The organism is Candidatus Arsenophonus phytopathogenicus (assembly GCF_056113345.1).
Map to the genome: position 1 here is coordinate 26392 of NZ_JBUIOB010000015.1, position 24117 is coordinate 50508.

Annotated in this window: 19 protein-coding genes and 4 pseudogenes; 19 read left to right on the forward strand and 4 right to left on the reverse strand. The window is 38.4% G+C overall.

Going from position 1 to position 24117, the window contains the following annotated elements:
• Positions 1 to 127 precede the first annotated feature (127 nt).
• From AC01GB_RS02400 to AC01GB_RS02425, 6 genes and pseudogenes are all read left to right on the forward strand, one after another.
• On the forward strand, positions 128 to 1210 hold the full coding sequence (locus tag AC01GB_RS02400) for an ABC transporter substrate-binding protein (RefSeq protein WP_474450310.1): 1083 nt from the start codon (positions 128 to 130) through the stop codon (positions 1208 to 1210).
• A gap of 9 nt (positions 1211 to 1219) precedes the next feature.
• The gene (locus AC01GB_RS02405) at positions 1220 to 2311 is read left to right on the forward strand and encodes a FecCD family ABC transporter permease (protein ID WP_474450134.1); all 1092 of its coding nucleotides are present in this window, start codon (positions 1220 to 1222) and stop codon (positions 2309 to 2311) included.
• Positions 2311 to 3097: pseudogene (locus tag AC01GB_RS02410) on the forward strand (ABC transporter ATP-binding protein). The gene AC01GB_RS02405 and the pseudogene AC01GB_RS02410 overlap by 1 nt, the downstream one beginning before the upstream one ends.
• 146 nt (positions 3098 to 3243) lie before the next feature.
• Positions 3244 to 5186 (forward strand): annotated as a pseudogene (locus tag AC01GB_RS02415) (ligand-gated channel protein).
• 262 nt (positions 5187 to 5448) lie between these two features.
• Positions 5449 to 5679 carry a hypothetical protein gene (locus AC01GB_RS02420; protein WP_474450135.1) on the forward strand — a complete coding sequence of 77 codons (231 nt, stop codon included), beginning with the start codon at positions 5449 to 5451 and terminating at the stop codon, positions 5677 to 5679.
• Positions 5669 to 7048 (forward strand): APC family permease, encoded by a 1380-nt coding sequence (locus tag AC01GB_RS02425; protein ID WP_474450136.1) that lies wholly within the window; start codon positions 5669 to 5671, stop codon positions 7046 to 7048. The genes AC01GB_RS02420 and AC01GB_RS02425 overlap by 11 nt, the downstream gene beginning before the upstream one ends.
• Positions 7049 to 7155: 107 nt before the next feature.
• On the opposite strand, the gene sbcB is transcribed toward AC01GB_RS02425, so the two are convergent.
• Entirely contained in the window at positions 7156 to 8583 is a 1428-nt protein-coding gene (sbcB, locus tag AC01GB_RS02430) for an exodeoxyribonuclease I (protein WP_474450313.1), read from the reverse strand.
• A gap of 500 nt (positions 8584 to 9083) precedes the next feature.
• On the opposite strand from sbcB, the pseudogene AC01GB_RS02435 reads away from it, so the two are divergent.
• Positions 9084 to 9352, forward strand: a pseudogene (locus AC01GB_RS02435) (DUF496 family protein).
• Positions 9353 to 9416: 64 nt separating this feature from the next.
• Here the strand turns inward: AC01GB_RS02435 and AC01GB_RS02440 are convergent.
• On the reverse strand, positions 9417 to 9665 hold the full coding sequence (locus AC01GB_RS02440) for a hypothetical protein (RefSeq protein ID WP_474450137.1): 249 nt from the start codon (positions 9663 to 9665) through the stop codon (positions 9417 to 9419).
• A 131-nt stretch (positions 9666 to 9796) separates the two neighbouring features.
• Positions 9797 to 12922 carry a ribonuclease E gene (rne, locus tag AC01GB_RS02445; protein ID WP_474450138.1) on the reverse strand — a complete coding sequence of 1042 codons (3126 nt, stop codon included), beginning with the start codon at positions 12920 to 12922 and terminating at the stop codon, positions 9797 to 9799.
• A gap of 562 nt (positions 12923 to 13484) precedes the next feature.
• Here rne and rluC point away from each other — a divergent pair.
• Entirely contained in the window at positions 13485 to 14432 is a 948-nt protein-coding gene (rluC, locus tag AC01GB_RS02450; protein ID WP_474450140.1) for a 23S rRNA pseudouridine(955/2504/2580) synthase RluC, read from the forward strand.
• A 71-nt stretch (positions 14433 to 14503) separates the two neighbouring features.
• Here rluC and AC01GB_RS02455 read toward each other — a convergent pair whose 3' ends face one another.
• Positions 14504 to 15085 carry a Maf family protein gene (locus AC01GB_RS02455; RefSeq protein ID WP_474450141.1) on the reverse strand — a complete coding sequence of 194 codons (582 nt, stop codon included), beginning with the start codon at positions 15083 to 15085 and terminating at the stop codon, positions 14504 to 14506.
• Positions 15086 to 15233: 148 nt separating this feature from the next.
• On the opposite strand from AC01GB_RS02455, the pseudogene yceD reads away from it, so the two are divergent.
• The 11 genes and pseudogenes from yceD to tmk form a co-directional block, all read left to right on the forward strand.
• Positions 15234 to 15782 (forward strand): annotated as a pseudogene (gene yceD, locus AC01GB_RS02460) (23S rRNA accumulation protein YceD); the annotation flags it as partial.
• Positions 15763 to 15933, forward strand: coding sequence for a 50S ribosomal protein L32 (rpmF, locus tag AC01GB_RS02465; protein WP_474450143.1), 171 nt, complete (start codon positions 15763 to 15765; stop codon positions 15931 to 15933). The pseudogene yceD and the gene rpmF, both read left to right, overlap by 20 nt.
• A gap of 31 nt (positions 15934 to 15964) precedes the next feature.
• The gene (gene plsX / locus AC01GB_RS02470) at positions 15965 to 17002 is read left to right on the forward strand and encodes a phosphate acyltransferase PlsX (protein ID WP_474450144.1); all 1038 of its coding nucleotides are present in this window, start codon (positions 15965 to 15967) and stop codon (positions 17000 to 17002) included.
• 6 nt (positions 17003 to 17008) lie between these two features.
• The gene (locus AC01GB_RS02475; protein WP_474450146.1) at positions 17009 to 17962 is read left to right on the forward strand and encodes a beta-ketoacyl-ACP synthase III; all 954 of its coding nucleotides are present in this window, start codon (positions 17009 to 17011) and stop codon (positions 17960 to 17962) included.
• A gap of 19 nt (positions 17963 to 17981) precedes the next feature.
• A complete protein-coding gene (fabD, locus tag AC01GB_RS02480) occupies positions 17982 to 18914 on the forward strand; it encodes an ACP S-malonyltransferase (RefSeq protein WP_474450148.1) in 933 nt (310 codons plus the stop codon).
• Positions 18915 to 18921: 7 nt separating this feature from the next.
• The gene (gene fabG / locus AC01GB_RS02485) at positions 18922 to 19656 is read left to right on the forward strand and encodes a 3-oxoacyl-ACP reductase FabG (protein WP_474450149.1); all 735 of its coding nucleotides are present in this window, start codon (positions 18922 to 18924) and stop codon (positions 19654 to 19656) included.
• 149 nt (positions 19657 to 19805) lie between these two features.
• Complete coding sequence (acpP, locus tag AC01GB_RS02490) at positions 19806 to 20069, forward strand: acyl carrier protein (protein WP_474450151.1); 264 nt, start codon at positions 19806 to 19808, stop codon at positions 20067 to 20069.
• Between the two features lie 101 nt (positions 20070 to 20170).
• A complete protein-coding gene (fabF, locus tag AC01GB_RS02495; RefSeq protein WP_474450152.1) occupies positions 20171 to 21436 on the forward strand; it encodes a beta-ketoacyl-ACP synthase II in 1266 nt (421 codons plus the stop codon).
• 129 nt (positions 21437 to 21565) lie between these two features.
• Complete coding sequence (gene pabC, locus AC01GB_RS02500; RefSeq protein ID WP_474450154.1) at positions 21566 to 22402, forward strand: aminodeoxychorismate lyase; 837 nt, start codon at positions 21566 to 21568, stop codon at positions 22400 to 22402.
• 57 nt (positions 22403 to 22459) lie between these two features.
• A complete protein-coding gene (mltG, locus tag AC01GB_RS02505) occupies positions 22460 to 23485 on the forward strand; it encodes an endolytic transglycosylase MltG (RefSeq protein WP_474450155.1) in 1026 nt (341 codons plus the stop codon).
• Positions 23482 to 24117, forward strand: coding sequence for a dTMP kinase (gene tmk, locus AC01GB_RS02510; protein WP_474450157.1), 636 nt, complete (start codon positions 23482 to 23484; stop codon positions 24115 to 24117). Before mltG ends, tmk begins: the two co-directional genes overlap by 4 nt.

Below are 24117 nucleotides of genomic sequence, written 5' to 3' on the forward strand. Positions count from 1 at the left end.
TAATTATTATTTGCTTTATTGTTACGCGCAAATTGGATCAGTTGAATGGAGAGGCAATCAAGTGAAGTTTGCGTGTAGTTTTATCACCAAGGGCGTTAATGGTTGTTTATTAGCGGGTGTAACGTTAATGACATCGTTTGCCGCATGGTCAGTAACGGTTACTGATGTAGCGGGTCGCACTGTTCAGGTACCGGAGAAGGTAAATCGCATTCTGTTGGGAGAAGGACGTTTATTTCATGCGATTGCTTTACTGGAAGGAAATAAACCTTTAGCGCGCATTGTTGGCTGGCAAGGTGATTTTCGTAAACTTGATCCACAATCATATGCGGTTTATAAAGCCAAGTTTCCAGAAATTGACAAAATTCCTTTAATTGGTAATACCAGTGCTGAAAGTGTTAGTGCGGAAAAAGTATTAACCTTAAATCCTGATATTGCTATTTTTGGTTTATCCGGGCACGGTCCAGGCAAAAATAGTGAATTGGTCATGCAACTCGAAAAGGCTGGTGTACCAGTTGTTTTTGTTGATTTTTGTAGTGAGCCACTAAAAAATACTTTACCGAGTATTCGCTTATTAGGTAAGGCTTTGCATCGGGAGCAACAGGCTGAAAAATACGCCAATTTCTATGAAAAAAATCTTAAGTTAGTAACGGATATTACCAATAAAATTGCTAACGATAAAAAAACCACTGTTTTTATTGAATTAAGAGCGGGCTCGTCCGAAGACTGCTGTGGTACGGCAGGAAACGGTAATATGGGCAATTTTATTGATTTAGCCGGTGGGAGAAATATTGCCAAAAATGCGTTACCCGGACCATTAGGGATGATGAACCTTGATAAGGTCATTGCTGATGATCCTGCAATTTATATTGCCAGTGGAGCCAAGATGCCTGGCAGCAAAGAGTTAGGAGTACAATTAGGTGCTTTATCGTCAGAGCAAGCAGCCATAACTAGTTTAAGCAAAATAACCGAGCGTAAAGGTATCAATACCCTTACAGCCGTTAAAGATGGTCGCAGTTATGCTATTTGGCACAATTATTATAATTCGCCCTATAACGTTATCGTGACACAAGTTTTTGCTAAATGGTTCTATCCAGATAAATTTGCCGATCTGGATCCGCAAACTACGATGAAAGAGTTATATCGTCAATTTTTAGCGATAGAGCCAACGGGCATCTACTGGGTTAGTCAAGACTCATTAAAAAGCAGGTAATTATTTTCAATGAGTATGACAACTGAACCTATGTCAGCTATTAAGCAGCAAGTTAATCATGATGGCATAAATATTAAGGCTCATTATCAATATATATTGAAACGCCGTATTATATTGATGATGGTAATCATTATGTTAATTGTGCTGTCATTAGTGATTGATTTTACCTTGGGGCCATCAGGTCTTTCAGTAGCCAAGTTATGGCAAACATTGGTCTCACCAGCGAGTGTTGATATTGGTACTCAGGTGATTGTTTGGGATATTCGCTTACCCTATGCATTAATGGCTGTCACTGCTGGTATGTCACTTGGAGTGGCGGGTGCTGAAATGCAGACCATCTTAAATAATCCGCTAGCCAGTCCTTTCACATTAGGTGTTTCTAGTGCCGCGTCTTTTGGCGCCGCATTAGCGATCGTTTCTGGCATTGGCATTGCCGGTATCCCTGAACAATGGTTTATTTCAGTTAATGCTTTTATTTTTGCTTTACTAGCGGTCTTAATGCTAGATGCGATCACCCGTTGGACCCGTATTGCAACTTCTGGCGTGGTACTATTTGGTATTGCATTAGTATTTACCTTTAATGCATTAGTTTCGATGATGCAATTTATTGCCACGGAAGATACCTTACAGGGACTAGTCTTCTGGACAATGGGCAGTTTGGCAAAAGCAACCTGGACTAAGCTGGCAATGATGGCCGCCATTTTTGCGTTCATTTTTCCCATTTCCATCATGAGTGCCTGGAAGTTAACTGCGCTACGTTTAGGTGAAGATCGTGCAATCAGTTTTGGTATTGATGTCCGTCGGTTGCGTTTGGCGACATTATTAAGAATTAGTATGTTGGCGGCTTTATCCGTTGCTTTTGTCGGCCCTATTGCTTTTATTGGTTTAGTCGCTCCTCACATTGCTCGCATGATGTTTGGCGAAGATCATCGATTTTATTTACCGGCCAGTGCCTTAATTGGTGCTTTAGTGTTATCGCTAGCTTCGATTGCATCAAAGAACATTATTCCAGGCGTCATTATACCTGTTGGTATTGTCACCCCTTTGGTTGGTGTTCCCTTTTTCTTAAGTATGATCTTGCGACATAGAAGTAATATTTAATGATAAAAGGATTACGAATAAATCAATTTAATGCAGGTTATCCTAAATGTCCGGTGATCCAAAATTTATCCACAGATATTTTACCAACTGGAAAAATTACCGTTTTACTTGGCCCAAATGGTAGTGGTAAATCTACGTTATTGCGTTCTTTAGCTGGATTAAATAGCGCTGCTGGCCAGTTATGGTTGAATGGGCAGGATTTAATGGCGATGAATTTTGCTCAACGTGCCAAACAAGTGGTTTATTTACCGCAATCATTACCAAATGGTGTTCATTTACATGTGCTGGAATCGATTATTGTTGCCCAACGTGCTGCCGGCGGAAATTGCGATCAAATTTGCCAATTAGAGGTTATGAAACTACTACGGCAATTAGGCATAGAGCATCTGGCACTGTGTTATTTAGATCAGCTGTCAGGTGGGCAAAAGCAGCTAGTGGGTTTGGCACAATCACTTATTCGGCAACCAAAGCTATTGTTACTCGATGAACCATTAAGTGCGCTGGATTTAAATTATCAATTTCATGTTATGGATTTAATTGCTAAAGAAACTAAGCGCAGAGATATTATTACTATCGTTGTTGTGCACGATATTAATATTGCCTTAAGACACGGTGAACACATATTAATGTTAAAAGAAGGTCGTTCTGGTTGCAGAAGGTGCGGCTCGAGAGGTTATTACACCTGAAAATCTGGCTGATGTTTATGGTGTAGTTGGACGCATTGAGCACTGTTCGCAAGGGGTTCCTCAAGTATTAATCGATGGATTAGCCGCTAATTTATTCTAATTAAAAATATCAAATTAATTAGTCCGTGCTTTTCGAGTGAAATAAAAAATTAATAAAAAGACAGGGGAAATTAATTTCACTGGCATTTGAGTGTATGTCGATTATCTGACTAATAAATAATCCGGGTATTTCTTGGAGAATAGGGAATGAATTTTTTTAATAAAAATAAATTAACGTTAATTATTATTATCACGTTTGTTTCTGCTGCCGGTTATGCTGCTGAAGATAGAGATACCATTATTGTCACTACTGCAGCTGGTTTTCGGCAAAAAATTGAAGATGCGCCTGCATCTATTTCAGTCATAGAAAGAAAACAATTAGAAGATAAGGCTTATCGTGATGTTACTGATGCATTAAAGGATCTGCCTAGTGTTCATGTGATAGGGGGTGCAAGTAGCACTCCATGATTTTAGTTGATGGCAAACGGGTAGATACACGCAATACCCGACCCAATAGTGATGGCTCTGGCATAGAACAAGGCTGGTTGACGCCCTTGGTTGCGATTGAACGTATCGAAGTTGTGGCTGGTTCGATGTCTTCACTTTATGGCTCAGATGCCATGGGGGGAGTGATCAACATCATTACTCGCAAAATAGGTAAAACCTGGCATGGTAGTTTGCGAGCGGATACAACTATCGCTGAACCTAGTAATTCGGGCAATTCGGGTCAGGGTAGTTTTTATCTGGCCGGCCCATTAATTGACGGTGTGTTGGGAATGAAAGCGAATGGTCTTTATTCCCATCGTAATGAAGATAAATTTGTTGGTGGTTATAAGAAACAGTCAATGGGTAATGCTGGGGTAACATTCTTATTTACTCCTGATGAGCAGAATAATTTTGATTTGGATTTAAAGCACGATGAACAGCAACGTGACTCGACGATTGGTAAAACCAGTGCTTGCACTAAACGGTCATGTGAAGATGATAATACCACTTATCGACGTAATAACTATGCATTGACGCATAACGGTAATTATCAATGGGGTTCAATGGATACATTTATTCAACGTGATGAATCAGAGGACCCAAGTAGAAAGATGAAATATAATGATAACTTACTTAAAAACCAGACAGTATTTGACTTAGATTCACATAAGCTCAGTATAGGTGGTCAGTATCGTTATGAAGATTTACATGATCAAGACAACCAATTACCGACAGCGGCCAATGTTAATAAATTAACCCGTTGGAGTTGGGTATTATTTACCGAAGATGAATGGACGATCACCAATGATTTCAGCTTAACCGCTGGTATTAGAATGGATAAAGATGAGAATTTTGGTGCACATTGGACGCCTCGCTTATATGGTATTTGGCATATCAATGATCAATGGATACTTAAAGGTGGCGTTTCGACCGGATATCGTTCATCTGATTTACGCCAAGTGGCGCCTAACTGGGGACAAATAACTGGTGGCCAAACAAGTAAAGGGATCATTCTCGGTAATCCAAATTTAAAACCGGAAAAAAGTATTGGTCAGGAAATTGGTTTGTTATGGAATAATCAGGATGACCTGAATATCGGAGTAACAGTTTTTAATACTGATTTTAAAGATAAAATTATGGAATATCGTCTCTGTGGCGATAAATTAGCCGCTTGTAGTAATGCGATTATTCCCAATGGCAGTCAATATGATTTTATAAGTACACGTGATAATGTTGATAAGGCAAATTTGCGTGGTATTGAGGTGACATTTGATTGGCAAATTATGGATCATCTATTAATGGCAGCCAATTACACCTACTCAGATTCTGAGCAACTAAGTGGCAATTTTAAGGGCCAAGTCTTTAGTCAAACACCTAAGTATATGGCGAATGCATCGTTAAGCTGGCAGGTAACCACTGAATTAGAAGCTTGGACACGGGTAAATTTCCGTGGTAGAACCAATCAATATCTTTCTCGGTCATCGATGGCGAATGAATTACCCTCTTATACCTTTGTTGATCTGGGAATAAATTACGCGCAGAGCAAAAATCTTTCTTTATTCACAGGAGTTTATAATATTTTAGATAGGCGTTTAGTGGATAATGATAATAAAGCCCTATTAGATGGCCGCCGTTACAATTTAGGATTAAATTATAACTTTTAAAATCATTTTGAGTTAAAAAGTTAGCTAGCTATACTCATGGTAACAGTTAGCTAATTTTTTTATTAAAAATTAAAAAAATATTGCTATTTCATAGGATGAAGTGCAGAATGCGCCATCAGAAATAACTGATGCAATTAATGAGCATCAGTTATTTTTTTATTTGTAAGCTGATTTATTTAATTTTATATGAGGCCGGAAACCTGGCCGGAGTTGATACAACTGTTAGAAAAAACGCGTAGTCAAACTAGAGCAGACTACCGTAGTGAGGAATGCTATTATGGCGCAATTATCTATTTTTGCACCTGTGCCAATGGGTCATGGTTGCTGTATTATTGATGACTACGGAGTGTTCGGTTTCGAAGATAACTTATTTTCTCATTTCTCTTTTTTCTCAGCCTATAGGCGTGAGCGAAGCCTTCCTTATAACTATCGATTTAGGCAAAATAGCCAGGCGAAATCGGAAGTTGTAGGAGGTTTTGGCCATGTCTCATGATATCCAATTAGCTCTCAGTAAAGAATCTACCGAGATAAATAATCGTGCGCAACTGGTTAAGACATTAACTTTAATCCAGGTTGTCATGATGGGGCTGGCTTATTTGCAGCCAATGACGGTTTTTGACACTTTTGGTTTAGTGTCATTAAAAACTGATGGGCATGTTCCTTCTTCTTATATCATTGCTTTGATTGCTATTCTTTTTACTGCATTGAGTTATGGTAAATTGGTAAAACGATTTCCTTCGGCGGGATCGGCTTATACCTATACACAAAAATCGATGAGCCCACATTTAGGTTTTATGGTGGGATGGTCATCTTTGCTTGATTATTTATTCATGCCGATGATTAATATACTGTTAGCGAAAATTTATCTGGAAGCTATTTTTCCGGCTGTTGCGCCCTGGATTTTTGTGGTCGGATTAGTTTTTTTGATGACTATTTTTAATCTACGGGGTATCAATTTAGTCGCTAACTTCAATACCATTATTGTGATTATTCAAATCGCTGTTATGCTAGTTTTTTTAGCTGTTTTGATCCATGGATTATCTAAAGGTGAAGGTTCTGGTCAGATTTGGTCAGGGCGACCTTTTACCTCCGAACAGGCGCATTTAATTCCGATGATCACTGGGGCGACGATTTTATGTTTTTCATTTCTTGGCTTTGATGGTATCAGTTCATTATCGGAAGAAACACCAAATGCAGGAAAAGTAATACCAAAGGCGATTTTCTTGACGGCATTGATTGGTGGTTTGATTTTTATTGGCGTTTCTTATTTTTTACAGCTGTATTTTCCTAATGTTTTGCATTTTAAAAAACCTGATGAATCGCAACCTGAAATTATGCTATATGTTGCTGGTGCACTTTTTCAGTCTATTATTTTGGTTTTCTCTTGTGCAACTGTATTAGCATCAGGTATGGCTGCGCATGCAGGAGTTTCTCGTCTCATGTATGTGATGGGACGAGATGGCGTGTTTCCTGAGGGTTTTTTTGGTTATGTTCATCCAACATGGCGAACCCCAGCTTTTAATGTCATTTTAGTTGGCATGCTGGCGTTAACGGCAATTTGGTTTGATATGGAAATTGCCACAGCATTGATTAATTTTGGTGCATTAATTGCTTTTACCTTTGTTAATCTTTCGGTTATTTCGCAATTTTATTTTAGAGAGCGTCGCTGTCATACTTGGCGGGATAAATTTAATTACTTAATTCTACCTATTATGGGCGCTTTAACCGTATCAGTGCTTTGGATCAATTTAGAGAAAATTTCCATGCTATTAGGGATGGTATGGGCAGCGGTTGGGATTTTTTATATGGCAATTATCACCCGCCGTTTTCGTCGGCCATTACCACAAATGAATGACGCTTAGTGATCGAAAATTTTAGCGCTATCGACGGTTTCACCACAGCAAAGGCCAATTATTTGGCCTTTTGCTATATTAGCTAACCCGTTTTTGTATAGTATGACGAAACCCAATTAACTAGCTATCTGATTGGCATAATCTACCAGTGCTTTTAGTTGCAGGCACTTCTCTTTATCTTCTTGATGTTCAATAAATAATTGCTCGATAGTTTGCAGATATTCGGCTATTTTCTCGCTGGTCAATCTATCGCGTCGGTGATGTAACCAGGCAAGCTGTTCTTGTTCTGTCAGTGTGGCCGGATAGTTCCTGGCACGGTAACGAAAAAATAGTTGCTTCATGCGCGGATCGTCAAATTTGAGATCCAATGTGGGTAAATTTTGCGGTAAAGTTTGACGGATAATAGCCATTGTTGAACGATCATTATCACCAAAAAAACCGGCATAAAGCTTAGTATCTACATCAGTTGCTTCAGGAAAGGGTTGCGGTTCGGTAAAAAGCTGAATAACTTTATCCCGCACTTCACTATGTTGTCGCAATATGGCTAAATTATTCAGACAGACATCGAGATCTAGTGCTATGCGTTGTTCATCTGCTGCCCGCAGTGTGTTGGCCGGAGCCAGAATTGGACATTTATTAATATGTATCAGTTTAATAGGAATGGCTAATTCACCGGCTAATTCTGCTTTGGGTGTGTATAAACGTTGCCTTAGAGTATCGCTATCTAATGTTAACAGTGGGCTAATGTCTCCCGCTAGATCACAGGCAATAATGGCATTACGGTTTTCGGGATGCCAGGCCAGTGGTGCAATTAGACTGGTATTAGCTCGTATTGCGCCCAACATGCCGGAAACATGCACTAACGGGGTCATGGCAATAATATCAATCAATTGGCGAATTTCATTTTTATTTCTTAATTGAAAGAAGTAATCGAACATCCTTGGCTGTGCTTGTTTAACTAATTTTGCCATTTCGATAGTAGCAAAAACGTCGGTCACTGCATCATGAGCATTTGCATGCTCAATACCGTTTGCAGTGGTCAGATGTTCTAATTTGAAACTAGGTAGTCCTTCATCATTGCTAGGCCAGTTAATGCCATCAGGTCGTAGCGCATAGCAAGCGCGTAACACATCAAGTAAATCCCAACGTGAATTACCTTGCTGCCAGCTATAAGCATAAGGATCATAAAAATTACGGTAGAAAATATGACGAGTGACTTCATCATCAAATCGAATATTGTTGTAACCAACAATACAACTATTGGCTATGCTAAATATTCCATGAATACGTCTAGCAAATTCAGCTTCATTTATGCCATAAGCTATTGCATATTGGGGCGTAATACCTGTGATCATTACGGCTTGAGGTTGAGGGAGATAGTCATCGGCAGGGGCACAGTAAAAAATTTGGGGCTCTTCGAGAATATTAAAATTTGAGTCGGTTCTGATGCTGGCAAATTGTGCTGGTCGATCGAAAGCCGGATTCTGCCCAAATGTTTCATAATCGTGAAACAGAAATGAGGATTTTTGCTTATTGGCCAAAATATTTTCCTAATTTTTATGTAGCGCAATATGTTGTTTAATAATATTATTATATTCCAATCTGACAATGAATGTTTTTTTACTCTCTGTGTTAACTTATTTTTAATGACTGATTGATGAGTCCAGCAGAAATGAATTTTGTATTTTAAATTATCCGCAATCGCAATAATATGCCGTTAATGGATACTTAAGCTGAATATCATTATTATGCAATGAATTATCATAGTATTAGTGCTAACTTTGAAAATTTCACTTATTTATCATTTTTTGTTTAACTAAATTTAGGTTATTAATAACACAAAATTAATAAAGACAGACCAAAAGCGTCATTATCAGTGCAAAGATAATAAAACAGAGTAAAAATCTTAGAAATTGGCTTGTTTCATTAAGTTAATCGCCGTATCGTGTAGTTTATTATTCATAATGCATATGTTTTATTGAAAGGTATAGAAATGATAAGTAAAAATTAGCAGTCATTCCAAAATGTACTGGAGTTTGTACGTATGTTTCGTCGTAAAAATAAGATCAAACGTGAATTAGCGTATAATGAAAAAAAATTCGGGATAATCAGAAACGAGTTTTGCTGTTGGATAACTTAAGTGAATATATTAAAGAAGGTATGACCATTGAAGAGATCAGAGCAATAATTGCTAATATGCGTAGTGATTATGAAGATCGGATCGATGATTATAATATCAAGAACGCAGAATTATCAAAAGAACGTCGGGAGTTATCACAAAAATTGAAAACCACGGCTGATACTAACGGCTAATAGAATTTGCTTAGCCTTATGAATTCCCTGTAACACTTTTTTATTACAGCGATTTTTTTAATAGTTACTTCATATTAAAACTGAAATTTGGATCTATTGCCGTATAGGTTTGTTGGTAAGTTAGCTTATTTTCAGCAATATTTGATAGCTCTATGGCAATATCTTGCCGAGTAACTAATCCTATTTGTGTTAGTCGTGTTTTATATTTTGCATTACGAATAAAAGCGATGACTTGATGACCTTGCCGAAGACCATATTGTACAAGATGATAGCCAATTCCTTTACTTGCGGCAAAAACAATCCATTGAGACATATTTATTCCTAATTTAATAATAAAGAATACATATTTTACTAAAAGTACTCTGATATTAAACGCGAATAAGTAAGTTTTACTTAAAATTCAGAATAAAAAAATGCCCAAATTAGGGCATTTTTTATTGGTTATTATTTGGGTTTAAACATATGGGATGTGGCTATATTTCTGGCAACATGACCACCGGCACCATTTTTACCATGGAAAGTTATCGCAGGTCGTACGTAAGCTTTAATTTCCAAACCGCTTTCAATAATTTCTGGTGCCGGTGCTTTTGTGGTCGGCGCATGGGAATAGCCTATTTTTTTTACTAATTTTATCGCAGCAGTTTCTTCTTTTCGATGACTTGCCTTTTTTGCAATGACATCGGTCACAGAAGATATATTTGGCTGAACATGGCTATAATTTTTATCCGATGAGTCGGTTGTGTTTGCCTGACTGATTTCATCGACTGAATATTCATCCTTTTTAATCTCATTGGCTATGAAAAGTTCATCATTAACCGATTGCCCATTTTGTAGCTGATCGGTTGCTCCACTATCTACTAGCGTTTCTACAACCACATTAGTGTTGTTTTCAGGCATTACTTTCGCTTCATTAATTGGCACTGTTTTTTCTTCTGCTTCAACTTCAACTTTATCGATGATGTCATTACCGTTAATTGGATTGGCAGAAGATGCTGTTTTTTCATTAAATGTCATCATATTTTTACTATTTGATGACACTTCGTTCAATTTATTTAACTTAATCGGGTATTGGATCCAGACTTTACCTGAAGATAATTCAGGCGAAGCAACAGCCATTTTTAATGGTACTAATGATTTGCTTTGATTTTCATCACGATAACGACGACGGCGTTGCCCGCTAACGCGTAGGTGGCGAGGAGATCGTCTTGATCGCCGCGGAATGATAGTTTCTTGTCGTTCATTAGCATAATTGGTAGCTGCTTCTTGAGATTCAACCTGTTCGGTGACATGCGGCATATAGGTTTTTTGCTCCGCAGGCAGAATCGGTTCGGCAGTTAACAAACCAGGTTTATCCTCTGTGCTATTGGCAATAGGCAACTTAATATCTTGATATTCTTTATCAATAGATAATTTTTGCTGCTCAGTGGCACTATTTGCAACCCGTATTGATTGAGCTAGTTGACGCTGTTGACGGCGAGGAGAGGTAACGACCGTTCTTTCCGTTTCAGCCTCTTTCTTGTCAAGTGGTTGTGTTTTAGTTTCAAGTTGCAGCTGGCGTTTTTCTTCCTGACGACGACGTTCAGCTCGCTGCTCGCGACGCTGTTGTTGAGTTTCACGTGCTGCGCTCTCTTGAGTATCATTAAAATGACTTTTCTGATTACGGTTCTTACGTGATTGTTGCTCATCGGTATGTCCACGATTTTGACGGTTATCGATATTATCATTCTGTTCACGGCGTTGAGTTGGCCGACGATTATTACGCCGCTCACTATTACGTCGCTTATCATTACCACTTGTCGATTTTTTTTCTGCTTTTTCGATTGGTTGCTGTGATTCGGTAAATAATTTTTTCAAGAATGAGGTAATTCTATTAAACAGACTTGTCGAAGTTTGCTTGTTGGTTAATTTACTCTGTTTACTTGATTTGCCCTTAGCAACACCGGCATTTTTTGTATCTGCTTGAGATTGAAGAGCAAAAGTAGAAATAGCCGGTTGTTCAGGTAACTTTTTCTCACTGGCGGCATCATCTATTAGATTATTGGTTTCAGCTTCGTGATATTGAGCGAGATAGTAACTTGATGCTGAAACTTCTTCACCCTTACGAATGCGGACCACATTAAAATGCGGTGATTGCATCTGATCGTTAGGAACAATAATGACACGTATATTGTGTTGCCGACGTTCAATTTCATTGACAGACTGGCGTTTTTCATTCAATAGATAAGAAGCAATTGGTACTGGTACAATAGCATGTACTTCATGGGTATTTTCTTTTAATGCTTCTTCTTCGATCAAACGTAAAATAGAGAGTGAAAGTGATTCATTATCACAAATTGTTCCTGTGCCGCTACAACGAGGGCAAACGTGATGACTGGATTCACCAAGTGACGGACTCAAACGTTGGCGTGACATTTCAAGTAGACCAAATCGTGATATCCGAGCGATTTGGATACGTGCTCTGTCTTGGCGTACGGCTTCACGCAGACGATTTTCAACTTCACGCTGATGGCGGACGGGTGTCATATCAATAAAATCGATAACAATTAGTCCACCTAAATCCCGTAACCGTAATTGACGGGCAATTTCATCAGCAGCTTCTAAATTGGTGTTGAATGCGGTTTCTTCAATATCGCCACCACGGGTTGAACGTGATGAATTGATATCGATAGCGGTTAATGCCTCAGTGGTATCGATAACCAGTGCACCACCCGACGGTAAACGAACCTCACGTTGAAAAGCCGACTCGATCTGTGATTCGATTTGATAGTGGCTAAAGAGTGGAACATCTCCACTGTAATATTTGATTTTACTTGCAAAATCACTACGACCAATCGCTTCAATATGATGACGAGCCATTTCGACAATTTTCGCATTATCAATCAGGATTTCACCAATATCAGGGCGCAGGTAATCACGAAACGCCCGCACAATGACGTTACTTTCTTGATGAATAAGGAACGGCGCTGATCGGTTTTCCGCGGCTTTTTTTATGGCTTGCCAATGTTTAAGACGATATTGTAGATCTTGCTGTAGCGCTTCCGCTGATTTACCTACACCAGCAGTACGGACAATTAATCCCATACCATCGGGTATTTCTAATGAGGATAATGCCTCTTTCAGTTCTGTGCGATCTTCACCCTCAATACGTCGTGATATTCCACCTGCGCGAGGGTTATTTGGCATTAAAACAAGATAGCTACCAGCTAAACTAATAAAAGTCGTTAGCGCCGCCCCTTTATTTCCTCGCTCTTCTTTATCAACTTGGATAATAAATTCCTGGCCTTCTTTTAAAGCATCCTTCATGTTTGGGCGACCGTGGGGTTGATAATGGCTAGGGAAGTATTCACGAGCAATTTCTTTAATCGGGAGAAAGCCGTGCCTTTCTGAGCCATAGTCAACAAATGCTGCTTCTAGACTAGGTTCTATACGGGTAATTTTGCCTTTGTAAATATTTGCTTTTTTTTGTTCGTGTCCGGGATTTTCAATATCTAGGTCATAAAGACGTTGCCCATCAACAAGAGCAACGCGCAACTCTTCTTGTTGAGTTGCGTTAATTAACATTCTTTTCATTATAAATACTCATTATTCTACTAAGTCAAAAAAGTTGCGACTAAAAATGGTTACTGTTGACCGATGGTTTCGTGACTTTTACAAAATCGTCAACCTCGCGGTTGTCGGTTGTATTGAAACGCAATTTTTCGGTGAAGCTACGTTTAAATAAAATGCTGCATTCTTAAATTAGTACTGTTGCTGAATTTATCCGTTCAATGTACAGTTTAGCTAATCCAGTAAACCTTTGTTCACAATTCAATAATTTATTTTTTTGATTTTACACACCGTCTTACACCATTGCTGCGTTTATGTGTTATCAAAAATAGATCGATCTCAAATTACGCCAACCAACGCTTGTTTTAATAAACATTATGGCAACCGTCCATTATTCCATTGCTTATGGGTAGATATCAAGATAACTTTTGCTGTTTATTGCGTTTTTATAGGGAAAAATGTGAAAAAAATGCATTTGACAACGAAATTGACAAAGTTTAAGAAAAAAGGCTAAAACAAGGTATCATAATATTCGGTCGCAATATTTAACAAGTTAAAATGTTAAAAAAAATATTATAATTAGATAATGAAAATACAGAATCAGGTCCAATTTGTTACTATCGATAATGATGAAGCAGGTCAACGTATTGATAATTTTTTATTGACACGTTTAAAAGGTGTTCCTAAGAGTATGATTTACCGAATTATTCGCAAGGGTGAAGTAAGAATAAATAGCAGTAGAATCAAACCTGAATATAAAATTCAAGCAGGCGATTTAATCAGAATTCCACCCGTTCGGCTGGCAGAGAAGCAACAGAATGTTATTTCAGCTAAATTGGATAAGGTAGCTGCACTCACTGATTATATACTTTACGAAGATGAGCATCTGCTGGTTTTGAATAAACCGTCCGGTATAGCTGTTCATGGTGGCAGTGGGGTGAATTTTGGTGTTATTGAAGCTTTACGCGCATTACGTCCTGAAGCACGTTTTTTGGAACTTGTTCATAGGTTAGATCGCGAAACATCGGGTGTTTTACTGATAGCGAAAAAACTTTCGGCTCTTAGGCTATTACACCAACAGTTACGTCTGAAACAAATGCAAAAACAGTATGTTGCGTTAGTGAAAGGGCAATGGCCGTCGCATATTAAAGTTATTCAGGCACCTTTATTAAAAAATATTTTACAAAGTGGCGAACGGATAGTGAAAGTCAGCGTTGATGGTAAACATTCAGAAACCCATTTTAAAATTGAAGAGTGTTTTTCTAATGCTACGTTAGTCAATGCCAGTCCAATGACAGGGCGAACACATCAGATCAGAGTACATGCACAATATGCAAAGCATCCTATAGCATTTGATAACCGTTATGGTGATCGCAATTTTGATCAACAGTTAACGATTACCGGTTTGAAACGACTTTTTTTACATGCTAGCGCATTGATGTTTATCCATCCGGCGAGTGGGGAAAAATTAACTTTCAATGCCCCTTTAGATCAAAAACTTAAAAGCTGTTTGGCAATATTACGTAAAAAATAATGCATCGCTAATCAAATTAGCAAACCAGCTTGCATTATAAACTGGTTTGCTTTTTGTATGCTGTAAGATAGTTAATTGAGAGGGTTGATGCCGTGAGCACGTAACATATTGATTAAACTAATTAAAGGTAATCCGATTAAAGTATTAGGATCCCGTCCAACGAGTTTTTCTAATAATGTGATGCCTAATCCTTCTGACATAAAAGCCCCTGCGCATTGATAAGGCTGTTCTTTTGTAAGATAGTTTTCAATTTGTGTATCTGTTAAATGGCGAAAAGAAACAGTGAAAAGTTCACATCTAGCATTGTATTTTTTGGTTTCGCTATCAAATAAACAGAGTCCGGTATAAAAGATAATTTTTTTGCCGGAGGCTTGCTTCAGTTGCCTGGTTGCTTTGCTATGAGTTAGTGGCTTTCCTATTATTTGATTTTCCAGGATACAGACTTGATCCGCACCTATTATTAAATGTGTAGGATATTTAGTTACTAATGATTTTGCTTTTTCAATGGCTAAGCGAGTGACGAGAAAAGTTGCCGATTCATTGATTAATGGGGTTTCATCTATATTAGGCGCATCCGCAATAAAAGGTAAGTCTAACTTTTGTAGTAGATGATAACGTGAAGATGACATTGACGCCAATACAATTGATTTCATAAAATATCTAAAATCCATAGCCAAATGAGGTGAGACATTTTAAATTAAATAGAGCTTAAATAGCGAATATTTGGTGGAAAAATAAGCAAAAGCAGCCTTTTCCTTTGACTATGTCTCATTACAAAGATAATATGCGCCCCTTATGTAAAAGGTAAAATTACCCTTAACGATTGATGCGCATCGCGCAGCACAAAAAAATTGGATTATTCAGGATTATTATTCACCTGAACAGGTTTTGCGTGTCGTAGAATCAGTAGTAAGTATAGATAGCGATGTAACTAGTGAGCTATCGTTTGCAATAGATAATCAACATTTAGTTGTCATAAAAGGCGATTCTGATGTTGATGTTACGTTAAAATGTGAACGTTGTGGTAAAAATTTTAACCACCATGTTCATGTAACTTATTGTTTTAGTCCTGTGATTGATGATGAGAGGATTGAGTTATTACCTGAAGAGTATGAGCCAATCATTATTGATCAATTGGGTCAAATAGATTTGCTAGCAATGATTGAAGATGAAATAATCCTCTCTTTGCCGGTGATCCCGGTTCATAACTCTGAACGCTGTGAAGTGTCCGAAGCGGATATGGTTTTTGGTGAGTTGCCTAACGAGGCAGAAAAGCCAAATCCCTTCGCCGTATTAGCTAGTCAAAAAAAGTACTTAAGGAGTAAGGTCAATGGCCGTACAACAAAATAAACCCACTCGTTCTAAACGTGGTATGCGTCGCTCACATGATGCATTGACAACTGCCGAAGTGTCGGTAGATAAAACTTCTGGTGAAACCCATTTGCGTCATCATGTGACTGCTGATGGCTATTACCGTGGTTGCAAGGTTATTAATAAATAGTTGCTGTGTTAATTATTAAACGATTAATGCCTTGGCTAATTTAACCTTAGCATTAGATGCGATGTGTGGGGATAATGGTCCTCGCATTACTGTTCCTGCTGCATTGCAGGCACTCGTTTCTAACCCACAGTTAAGATTATTACTGGTTGGTATTCCCGAAATTTTAAACCCATTGCTTGCAGATCAGCGTGCTGAGCTGCGTGAGCGTTTGCAAATTATTCCTGCTGAATATGCTATTGCTAATGATATTAAGCCATTACAAGCAATCAGGCAAAGTAAAGGCTCGTCAATGCGGATTGCTTTAGAATTAGTGAAGTTTGGCCAGGCGCAAGCGTGTATTAGTGCTGGAAATACTGGTGTACTTATGGGATTAGCAAAACTCATATTGAAGGCAATAAATGGTATTGAAAGGCCAGCGTTGACAACGATTTTGCCAAATCAAGAACATGGTAAAACCGTTGTACTTGATTTAGGCGCTAATGTTAACTGCGATAGTCAAATGTTAGTACAATTTGCCGTGATGGGAGCAGTAATGGCTGAAGAGGTTGCTAATATAAGTAATCCACGAGTAGCATTATTAAATATTGGTGAAGAAGAAAATAAGGGTTTAGATAATATCCGCGAAGCCGCCTCAATATTAAAAGCAACGCCTTCTATTAATTATATTGGTTATCTAGAAGGTAATGAGTTATTGACGGGTAAAGCTGATGTATTCGTTTGTGACGGCTTCGCAGGTAATGTAACGTTGAAAACAATGGAAGGTGTGATACGCGTTATTTTATCTTTAGTAAAATCTTCAACTACAGAAAATAAGATCTCATCGTGGTTGATGCAGTTGATTAAACCGTGGTTACAGAAACGTATCTCAAAACGTTTTGGGAACCTGGCTCCTGATCAATATAATGGTGCTTCACTTTTAGGATTACACGGCATTGTAATTAAAAGTCATGGAGCGGCAAACCAAAAAGCATTTAAAGCTGCAATTGAACAGGCGATTCAGGCGGTAGAAAAGCAAATTCCTGATAGAATTACGACTCGCTTGAATACCTTACTACCCAAGAGTGATTAAAGCAAAATGTATACAAAAATCTTAGGTACTGGTAGTTATTTGCCTGTACAGATGCGTACGAATGCTGATTTAGAAAAAATGGTAGATACTTCTGATGAATGGATAACTACCCGAACAGGAATTAAAGAACGCCGGATCGCAACAGAAGAAGATAATGTATCTACAATGGGTGCTAATGCTGCGCAAAAAGCATTAGAAATGGCTGGCATCGCAGCTAATGAGATTGATTTAATCATTGTAGCAACGACTTCTTCGACCCATGCTTTTCCAAGTGCGGCATGTCAAATCCAACAAATATTAGACATTAAAAACTGTGCCGCATTTGATATTGCTGCTGCATGTGCTGGCTTCACTTATGCACTGAGTATTAGCGATCAGTTCATTAGAACAGGGATGGCGAAGAAGGCATTAGTTATTGGTTCTGATGTATTATCAAGAGTATTAGATCCTAATAATCGTAGTACACTTATTTTATTTGGTGATGCAGCAGGTGCAATCGTTGTCGGCGGTTCACCAGAACCAGGAATTTTGTCGACCCATTTACATGCCGATGGTAATTATGGTGATTTATTAACTTTACGCCATCAAGAGCATAGTAAATGTTCAGAACCAACTTATGTCACAATGGCGGGTAATGAGGTTTTTAAGATCGCGGTGAGTGAGTTAGCTAATGTAGTGGGTGAAACATTGGAAAAAAATGCACTAGATAAATCAAAATTGGATTGGTTAGTCCCGCATCAAGCTAATTTACGGATTATTCAAGCAACAGCAAAAAAGCTGGCTATGCCAATGGATAAAGTCGTTATTACGCTGGATAAACACGGTAATACTTCAGCAGCATCAGTACCGACAGCGTTTGATGAAGCAGTCAGAGATGGCCGCATACAGCGAGGGCAGATGGTATTGCTTGAAGCATTTGGTGGAGGTTTTACTTGGGGCTCAGCGCTGATCCGTTTTTAAATTATACAGGAAAATAAAAATGTCTAATTTTGCAATGATCTTTCCTGGCCAAGGTTCTCAATATCTTGGCATGTTAGCTGATCTAGCAAAAGAGTTTGCAGTAGTAGAGGAAACGTTTGCTGAGTCTTCTAATGTCTTAGGATATGATTTATGGGATTTGGTCCAAAGTGGCTCAGAAGAAGAATTAAATAAAACTTGGAAAACACAGCCAGCACTTTTATCCGCATCTGTGGCAATTTTTCGAGTATGGCAGGGAAAAAAAGGGAAAATGCCTACACTAATGGCAGGCCATAGTTTAGGTGAATATTCTGCATTAGTCTGCGCCGATGTCATCGATTTTAAATCCGCTGTCAAATTGGTAGAACTACGCGGGCAATTGATGCAAGAGTCTGTGCCGGCAGGGATGGGGGCTATGTATGCAATTATTGGTTTGGATAATGAATCAGTATTAGCATCGTGTCAGCAAGCTGAACAAGGCCAAGTGGTTTCTACAGTTAATTTTAATTCGCAAGGTCAGGTTGTTATTGCCGGTGAAAAAAGTGCTGTTGAGAGAGCGGCAGCCTTATGTAAAGCTGCTGGTGCAAAACGTACTTTACCGTTGGCTGTCAGTGTACCTTCACATTGCGCATTGATGCAGCCTGCTGCAAAAAAATTAGCGCAAGCATTAGAAGAAGTTGTATTTAATAAGTCTAATATCGCTGTTGTAAATAATGTTGATGTTAAAATCGAAAATTCGGTAGAGGGTATTCGACAGGCTTTAGTCAGGCAGCTGTATAATCCTGTACGCTGGGTTGAAACCATCGAATTCATGGCTGAGCAAGGGATCGTGCAACTATTAGAAATAGGGCCAGGTAAAGTATTGACTGGTTTAACTAAGCGTATTGTGAGTACGATTAATTCGGTAGCGATTAATGATACGGCATCATTAAACGCTGCGTTGATAAATAATTGAGGAAAACATGAGTTTTGATGGAAAAATAGCCTTGGTAACTGGGGCAAGTCGTGGTATCGGGCGATCAATAGCTGAACTACTGGCTGAACGTGGTGCGAAAGTAGTTGGTACTGCTACAAGCAATGAAGGTGCCGAGGCGATTAGTAGCTATTTTGGTGATAAAGTTAAAGGTTATGTCTTGAATGTGACAAACACTGAATCTATTGATAGTACTCTATCTAAAATTCGTGCAGAATTTGGTGAAATTAATATTTTAGTTAATAATGCAGGTATTACCAGTGATAATCTATTGCTGCGAATGAAAAAAGAAGAGTGGGACAGAGTTATTGATACAAACTTAACTTCGATCTTTAGTCTATCCAAAGCTATAATGCGTTCAATGATGAAAAAACGTTATGGTCGCATTATCTCTGTCGGCTCAGTAATTGGCACATTGGGTAATATTGGACAGGCAAATTATGCAGCGGCTAAAGCAGGTGTTATCGCTTTTAGTAAATCATTAGCACGTGAAGTAGCTACCTGCGGTATTACGGTGAATGTTGTTTCACCTGGTTTCATCGAAACCGATATGACTCGAGCATTGACAGATGAACAGCAAGCAGGCATTTTAGCTAATGTTCCTGTGGGGCGGCTTGGTGATGCAAAAGAAATTGCCAGCGCTGTAGCATTTTTAGCTTCTGATGCAGCAGCTTACATCACGGGTGAAACATTACATGTCAATGGTGGCATGTGTATGATTTAAAAACCAATGAATCATTTGCATGGTTAATGCTAAAATAGCATATAATAATGCGAAATCAGGTTCGAATAGCCAGGATTGGGTTGTGCCTTTCCTGTATCTAAACTACGAAAACCATCGTGAAAGCGAGTTTTAATAGGAATTTAAATAGTATGAGCACTAAAGACCAAGATGTTGCCAACAACAGTATTGAAAGCCGTGTTAAAAAAATAATTGCTGACCAGTTAGGTGTTAAAGAAGATGAAGTTGCAAATAATTCTTCATTTGTTGAGGATTTAGGTGCGGATTCTCTTGACACTGTCGAACTAGTCATGGCATTAGAAGAAGAGTTTGATACCGAAATTCCTGATGAAGAAGCGGAAAAAATCACGACAGTGCAAGCAGCTATTGATTATATTAATAGCCATAGCTCATAAGCCGTAAATTTAATTATAGAGAGCTTTTATGCACATATTCAGGCGGTCGATCGACCGCCTATATTTTCACCGAAACTTATTCCTTTTCCTGGAGGATATACGTGTCTAAACGTCGAGTAGTTGTGACTGGACTCGGCATGTTATCTCCTGTCGGCAACACAGTTGAGTCATCTTGGAATGCTGTATGTGCCGAACAGAGTGGCATCAGCCTTATCGAGCATTTTAACACTGAAAACCATACAACCAAGTTCGCCGGTCTAGTTAAAAATTTTAATCATGACGATTATGGTATTTCGGCTAAAGATGCGCGCAAGATGGATCTTTTTATTCAATATGGGCTTGCTGCTGGTAAACAAGCCATCAAAGATGCAGGTATAGAAATCACAGAAAAAAATGCGCATCGTATTGGCGCAGCAATTGGTTCTGGTATTGGCGGATTAGGACTAATCCAGGGAAACTGTGATATTTTACTGACTAATGGCCCGCGTAAAGTAAGTCCCTTTTTTGTTCCTTCAACTATTATCAATATGGTGGCTGGACACTTAAGTATTATTTATGGCTTTAAAGGCCCAACTATCTCTATTGCTACCGCTTGTACTTCTGGGGTGCATAACATTGGTCATGCAGCGCGGATTATTGCTTATGGTGATGCGGATATCATGCTGGCAGGTGGTGCAGAAAAAGCAAGTACATCCTTAGGTATTGCTGGATTTGGCTCTCTCAAAGCCTTATCAAGACGTAATGACGAACCTGAGCGAGCAAGCCGACCTTGGGATCAGGAACGAGATGGTTTTGTATTAGGCGATGGAGCGGGTATTTTGGCGCTGGAAGAGTATGAGCATGCTAAAGCTAGAGGCGCCAAAATCTATGCTGAATTTGCGGGTTTTGGTATGAGTAGTGATGCCTATCATATGACGTCACCACCAGAGAATGGTGAAGGTGCGGCACTGGCCATGACAAATGCGTTACAGGATGCAGGTATAAACGCAGAAAAAATAGGTTACATTAATGCTCATGGTACATCAACACCGGCAGGAGATATTGCTGAGGCGCGAGCAGTTGCATCAATTTACCCAGAGCAGAGTAAAATATTGGTTAGCTCGACTAAATCGATGACCGGTCATTTATTAGGTGCAGCAGGTGCAATTGAATCTATTTTTACGATTCTATCGTTAAGAGATCAACTTATTCCTCCGACAATTAACCTTGAAAATCTCGATAGTGAATTAGACGAATTAGTGAAGACAGGACGACTAGATTTTATACCGGATAAGAAACGTAAAGTTGAAGATATGCAGTATGCATTATGTAATTCTTTTGGTTTTGGCGGTATAAATGGTTCGATTATTTTTCGTAAAGTCAATTAATTGATATTTTCTTATAAAGAGGCCTCAATCTAACTTAAGTTGAGGCTTTTTTATTGATATAAATGATGGATTTCAAATAAACTGTAGCGATAAATAGCAGATATTCAGTTTGATTAAGAAATTAACGAAATGATATATTGGGTTAATGGTGAACAGAAAAATAATATTTCGGTAATGGATAGAGCTGTTCAATTTGGTGATGGCTGTTTTACAACAATTCGCGTGGTTGGACATCAACCAGCATTATTGTCACACCACATTTATCGATTACAAAAAGGGGTTACACAACTACTTTTACCTACACCTGATTGGCAAAAATTGGCTGCTGATATAAATAAGATAGCGCAATTGAATAAAAAGGATTTAGCGGTGATTAAAGTTATCATTAGTCGTGGTGAAGGTGGGCGAGGATATAGCATAGCAGGCCTCAATAAAGCAACAGTCATTATTTCGTTAACTGATTATCCAGCAGTTTATTTAAATCAACAGCAATCAGGTATTAATTTAGCATTGAGTAAAATACCCGTAAATAGTAACTGTTATTTGGCCGGCATTAAACATTTAAATCGATTAGAACAAATATTAATAAAACAGCAAATTGAATTATTAAATGTTGATGAAGCTATTGTGACGGATACTAATGGCATATTGATTGGATGTTGCGCAGCAAATATTTTTTTACGGAAAGGAAAACAAATTTACACGCCCAATTTAAATCACGCTGGTGTTGAAGGTGTAATGCGCAAACAGGTTATTGCGAGTTTATCTGATACAGATTATGAACTTTTCTATATCAGCGACTATCCTAATATATTGGCACAGAGCGATGAGGTAATCATTACTAATGCTTTAATGCCCATATTATCGGTTAAACGTATTATAACGCAGCCAAAGCAACCCGCATGGCACTATTATTCTCGTGAATTATTTAATTTTCTTATGCCATATTGTTTGAGGTTAACTTAATTTTGTGATTAATATTAGATTAATTTTTATAGTGTAATCTTAGGAAATGAATGTTAAATGAAGTATGCAAGCAGAATATTGTGGTTGATTATTTTTTTATTAATACTGAGTGGCTGTATTCTTTATACATTTTACCGTCAGATACAAAATTACGCTGATACAGCGATTAATATTCATGAAACAACTATTTTTACTTTGCCAGCAGGTACAGGGCGAGCAGGATTAGAATCATTGTTAGCAGAGCAGAAAATAATAAATTCGGCTAATAATTTTCAATGGTTACTAAGATTAGAGCCACAATTGGCGCAATTTAAAGCGGGAACCTATCGATTAAATCCTGGCATGTCTTTGCGGGCAATGTTAGCAATGTTTTATGCTGGTAAAGAAGCGCAATTTAGCTTGCTGTTTATTGAAGGCTCTCGTTTTGAAGACTGGAAAAAAGCATTACATCAAGCGCCTTATTTAAAACAGACTATTGAAAATCAGTCTGCTGATAAACTAGCGCAGCAATTAGGGTTGCCGCCAGGTCAATCACTAGAGGGATGGTTTTATCCAGATACTTATTATTACACCGCAGAAATGAATGATATTGATATATTAAAGCGTGCGCATCAGAGAATGTTAACGGCTGTTGAATATGAATGGCAAGGACGAGCGTCAAATTTGCCGTATAAAACGCCATATCAAATATTAATTATGGCTTCAATTATTGAAAAAGAAACCGGCATTGATATAGAGAAAACTAAAGTGGCATCGGTATTTATTAATCGATTAAAGAAAAAAATGCGGTTGCAAACGGATCCTACTGTTATATATGGTTTAGGCGATAAATACCGTGGGGTGCTTTATCGTAGTGACTTAGATAAGCCGAGTCCTTATAACACTTATTTGATTGTTGGGTTGCCTCCTTCGCCAATTGCTATGCCAGGTAGAGCTTCAATTAAAGCAGCGGCTCATCCTGATGAAACCGATTATTTTTATTTTGTTGCCACAGGTAATGGTGGGCATATTTTTACTACCAATATTAATGATCATAATCAGGCAGTTAAACATTATCGTCAGACAAAAGATAAAAATGAATGAAAAGTCGTTATATAGTTATTGAAGGCCTCGAAGGTGCAGGAAAAACTACCGCGATAAAAACAGTTGTAGAAACTCTCGCTAAGGTAGGAATAACTGAGATTGATTTTACCCGTGAGCCGGGAGGAACGCCGTTAGCAGAAAAATTGCGACAATTAATTAAGCATGGTATTGCCGAGGAAAAAGTCACCGATAAAGCGGAGTTACTAATGCTTTATGCCGCACGTATACAATTAATTGAAAATGTTATCAAACCTGCTCTTGCAAAGGGAAGGTGGGTGATTGGTGATCGCCATGATCTCTCATCACAAGCATATCAAGGTGGAGGACGTGGGCTTTCTGCCGAATTAATGCAAGTATTGCGCAATACTGTATTGGATAATTTTCGACCTGATCTAACACTATATCTTGATATAGACCCCATTCTTGGCTTGCAGCGAGCGCGGGATCGTGGTGAACTAGATCGGATAGAAAAAGAGTCATTGGACTTTTTTAAACGAACCCGTCAGCGCTATCTTGAATTAGCTGCGGAAGATGACACAATCATCACAATTGATGCTAACAAATCACTAGATGAGGTGCAAAAAACCATTCGCCAGACATTATCGAATTGGTTGACAGCGCAAGGCAAGTAG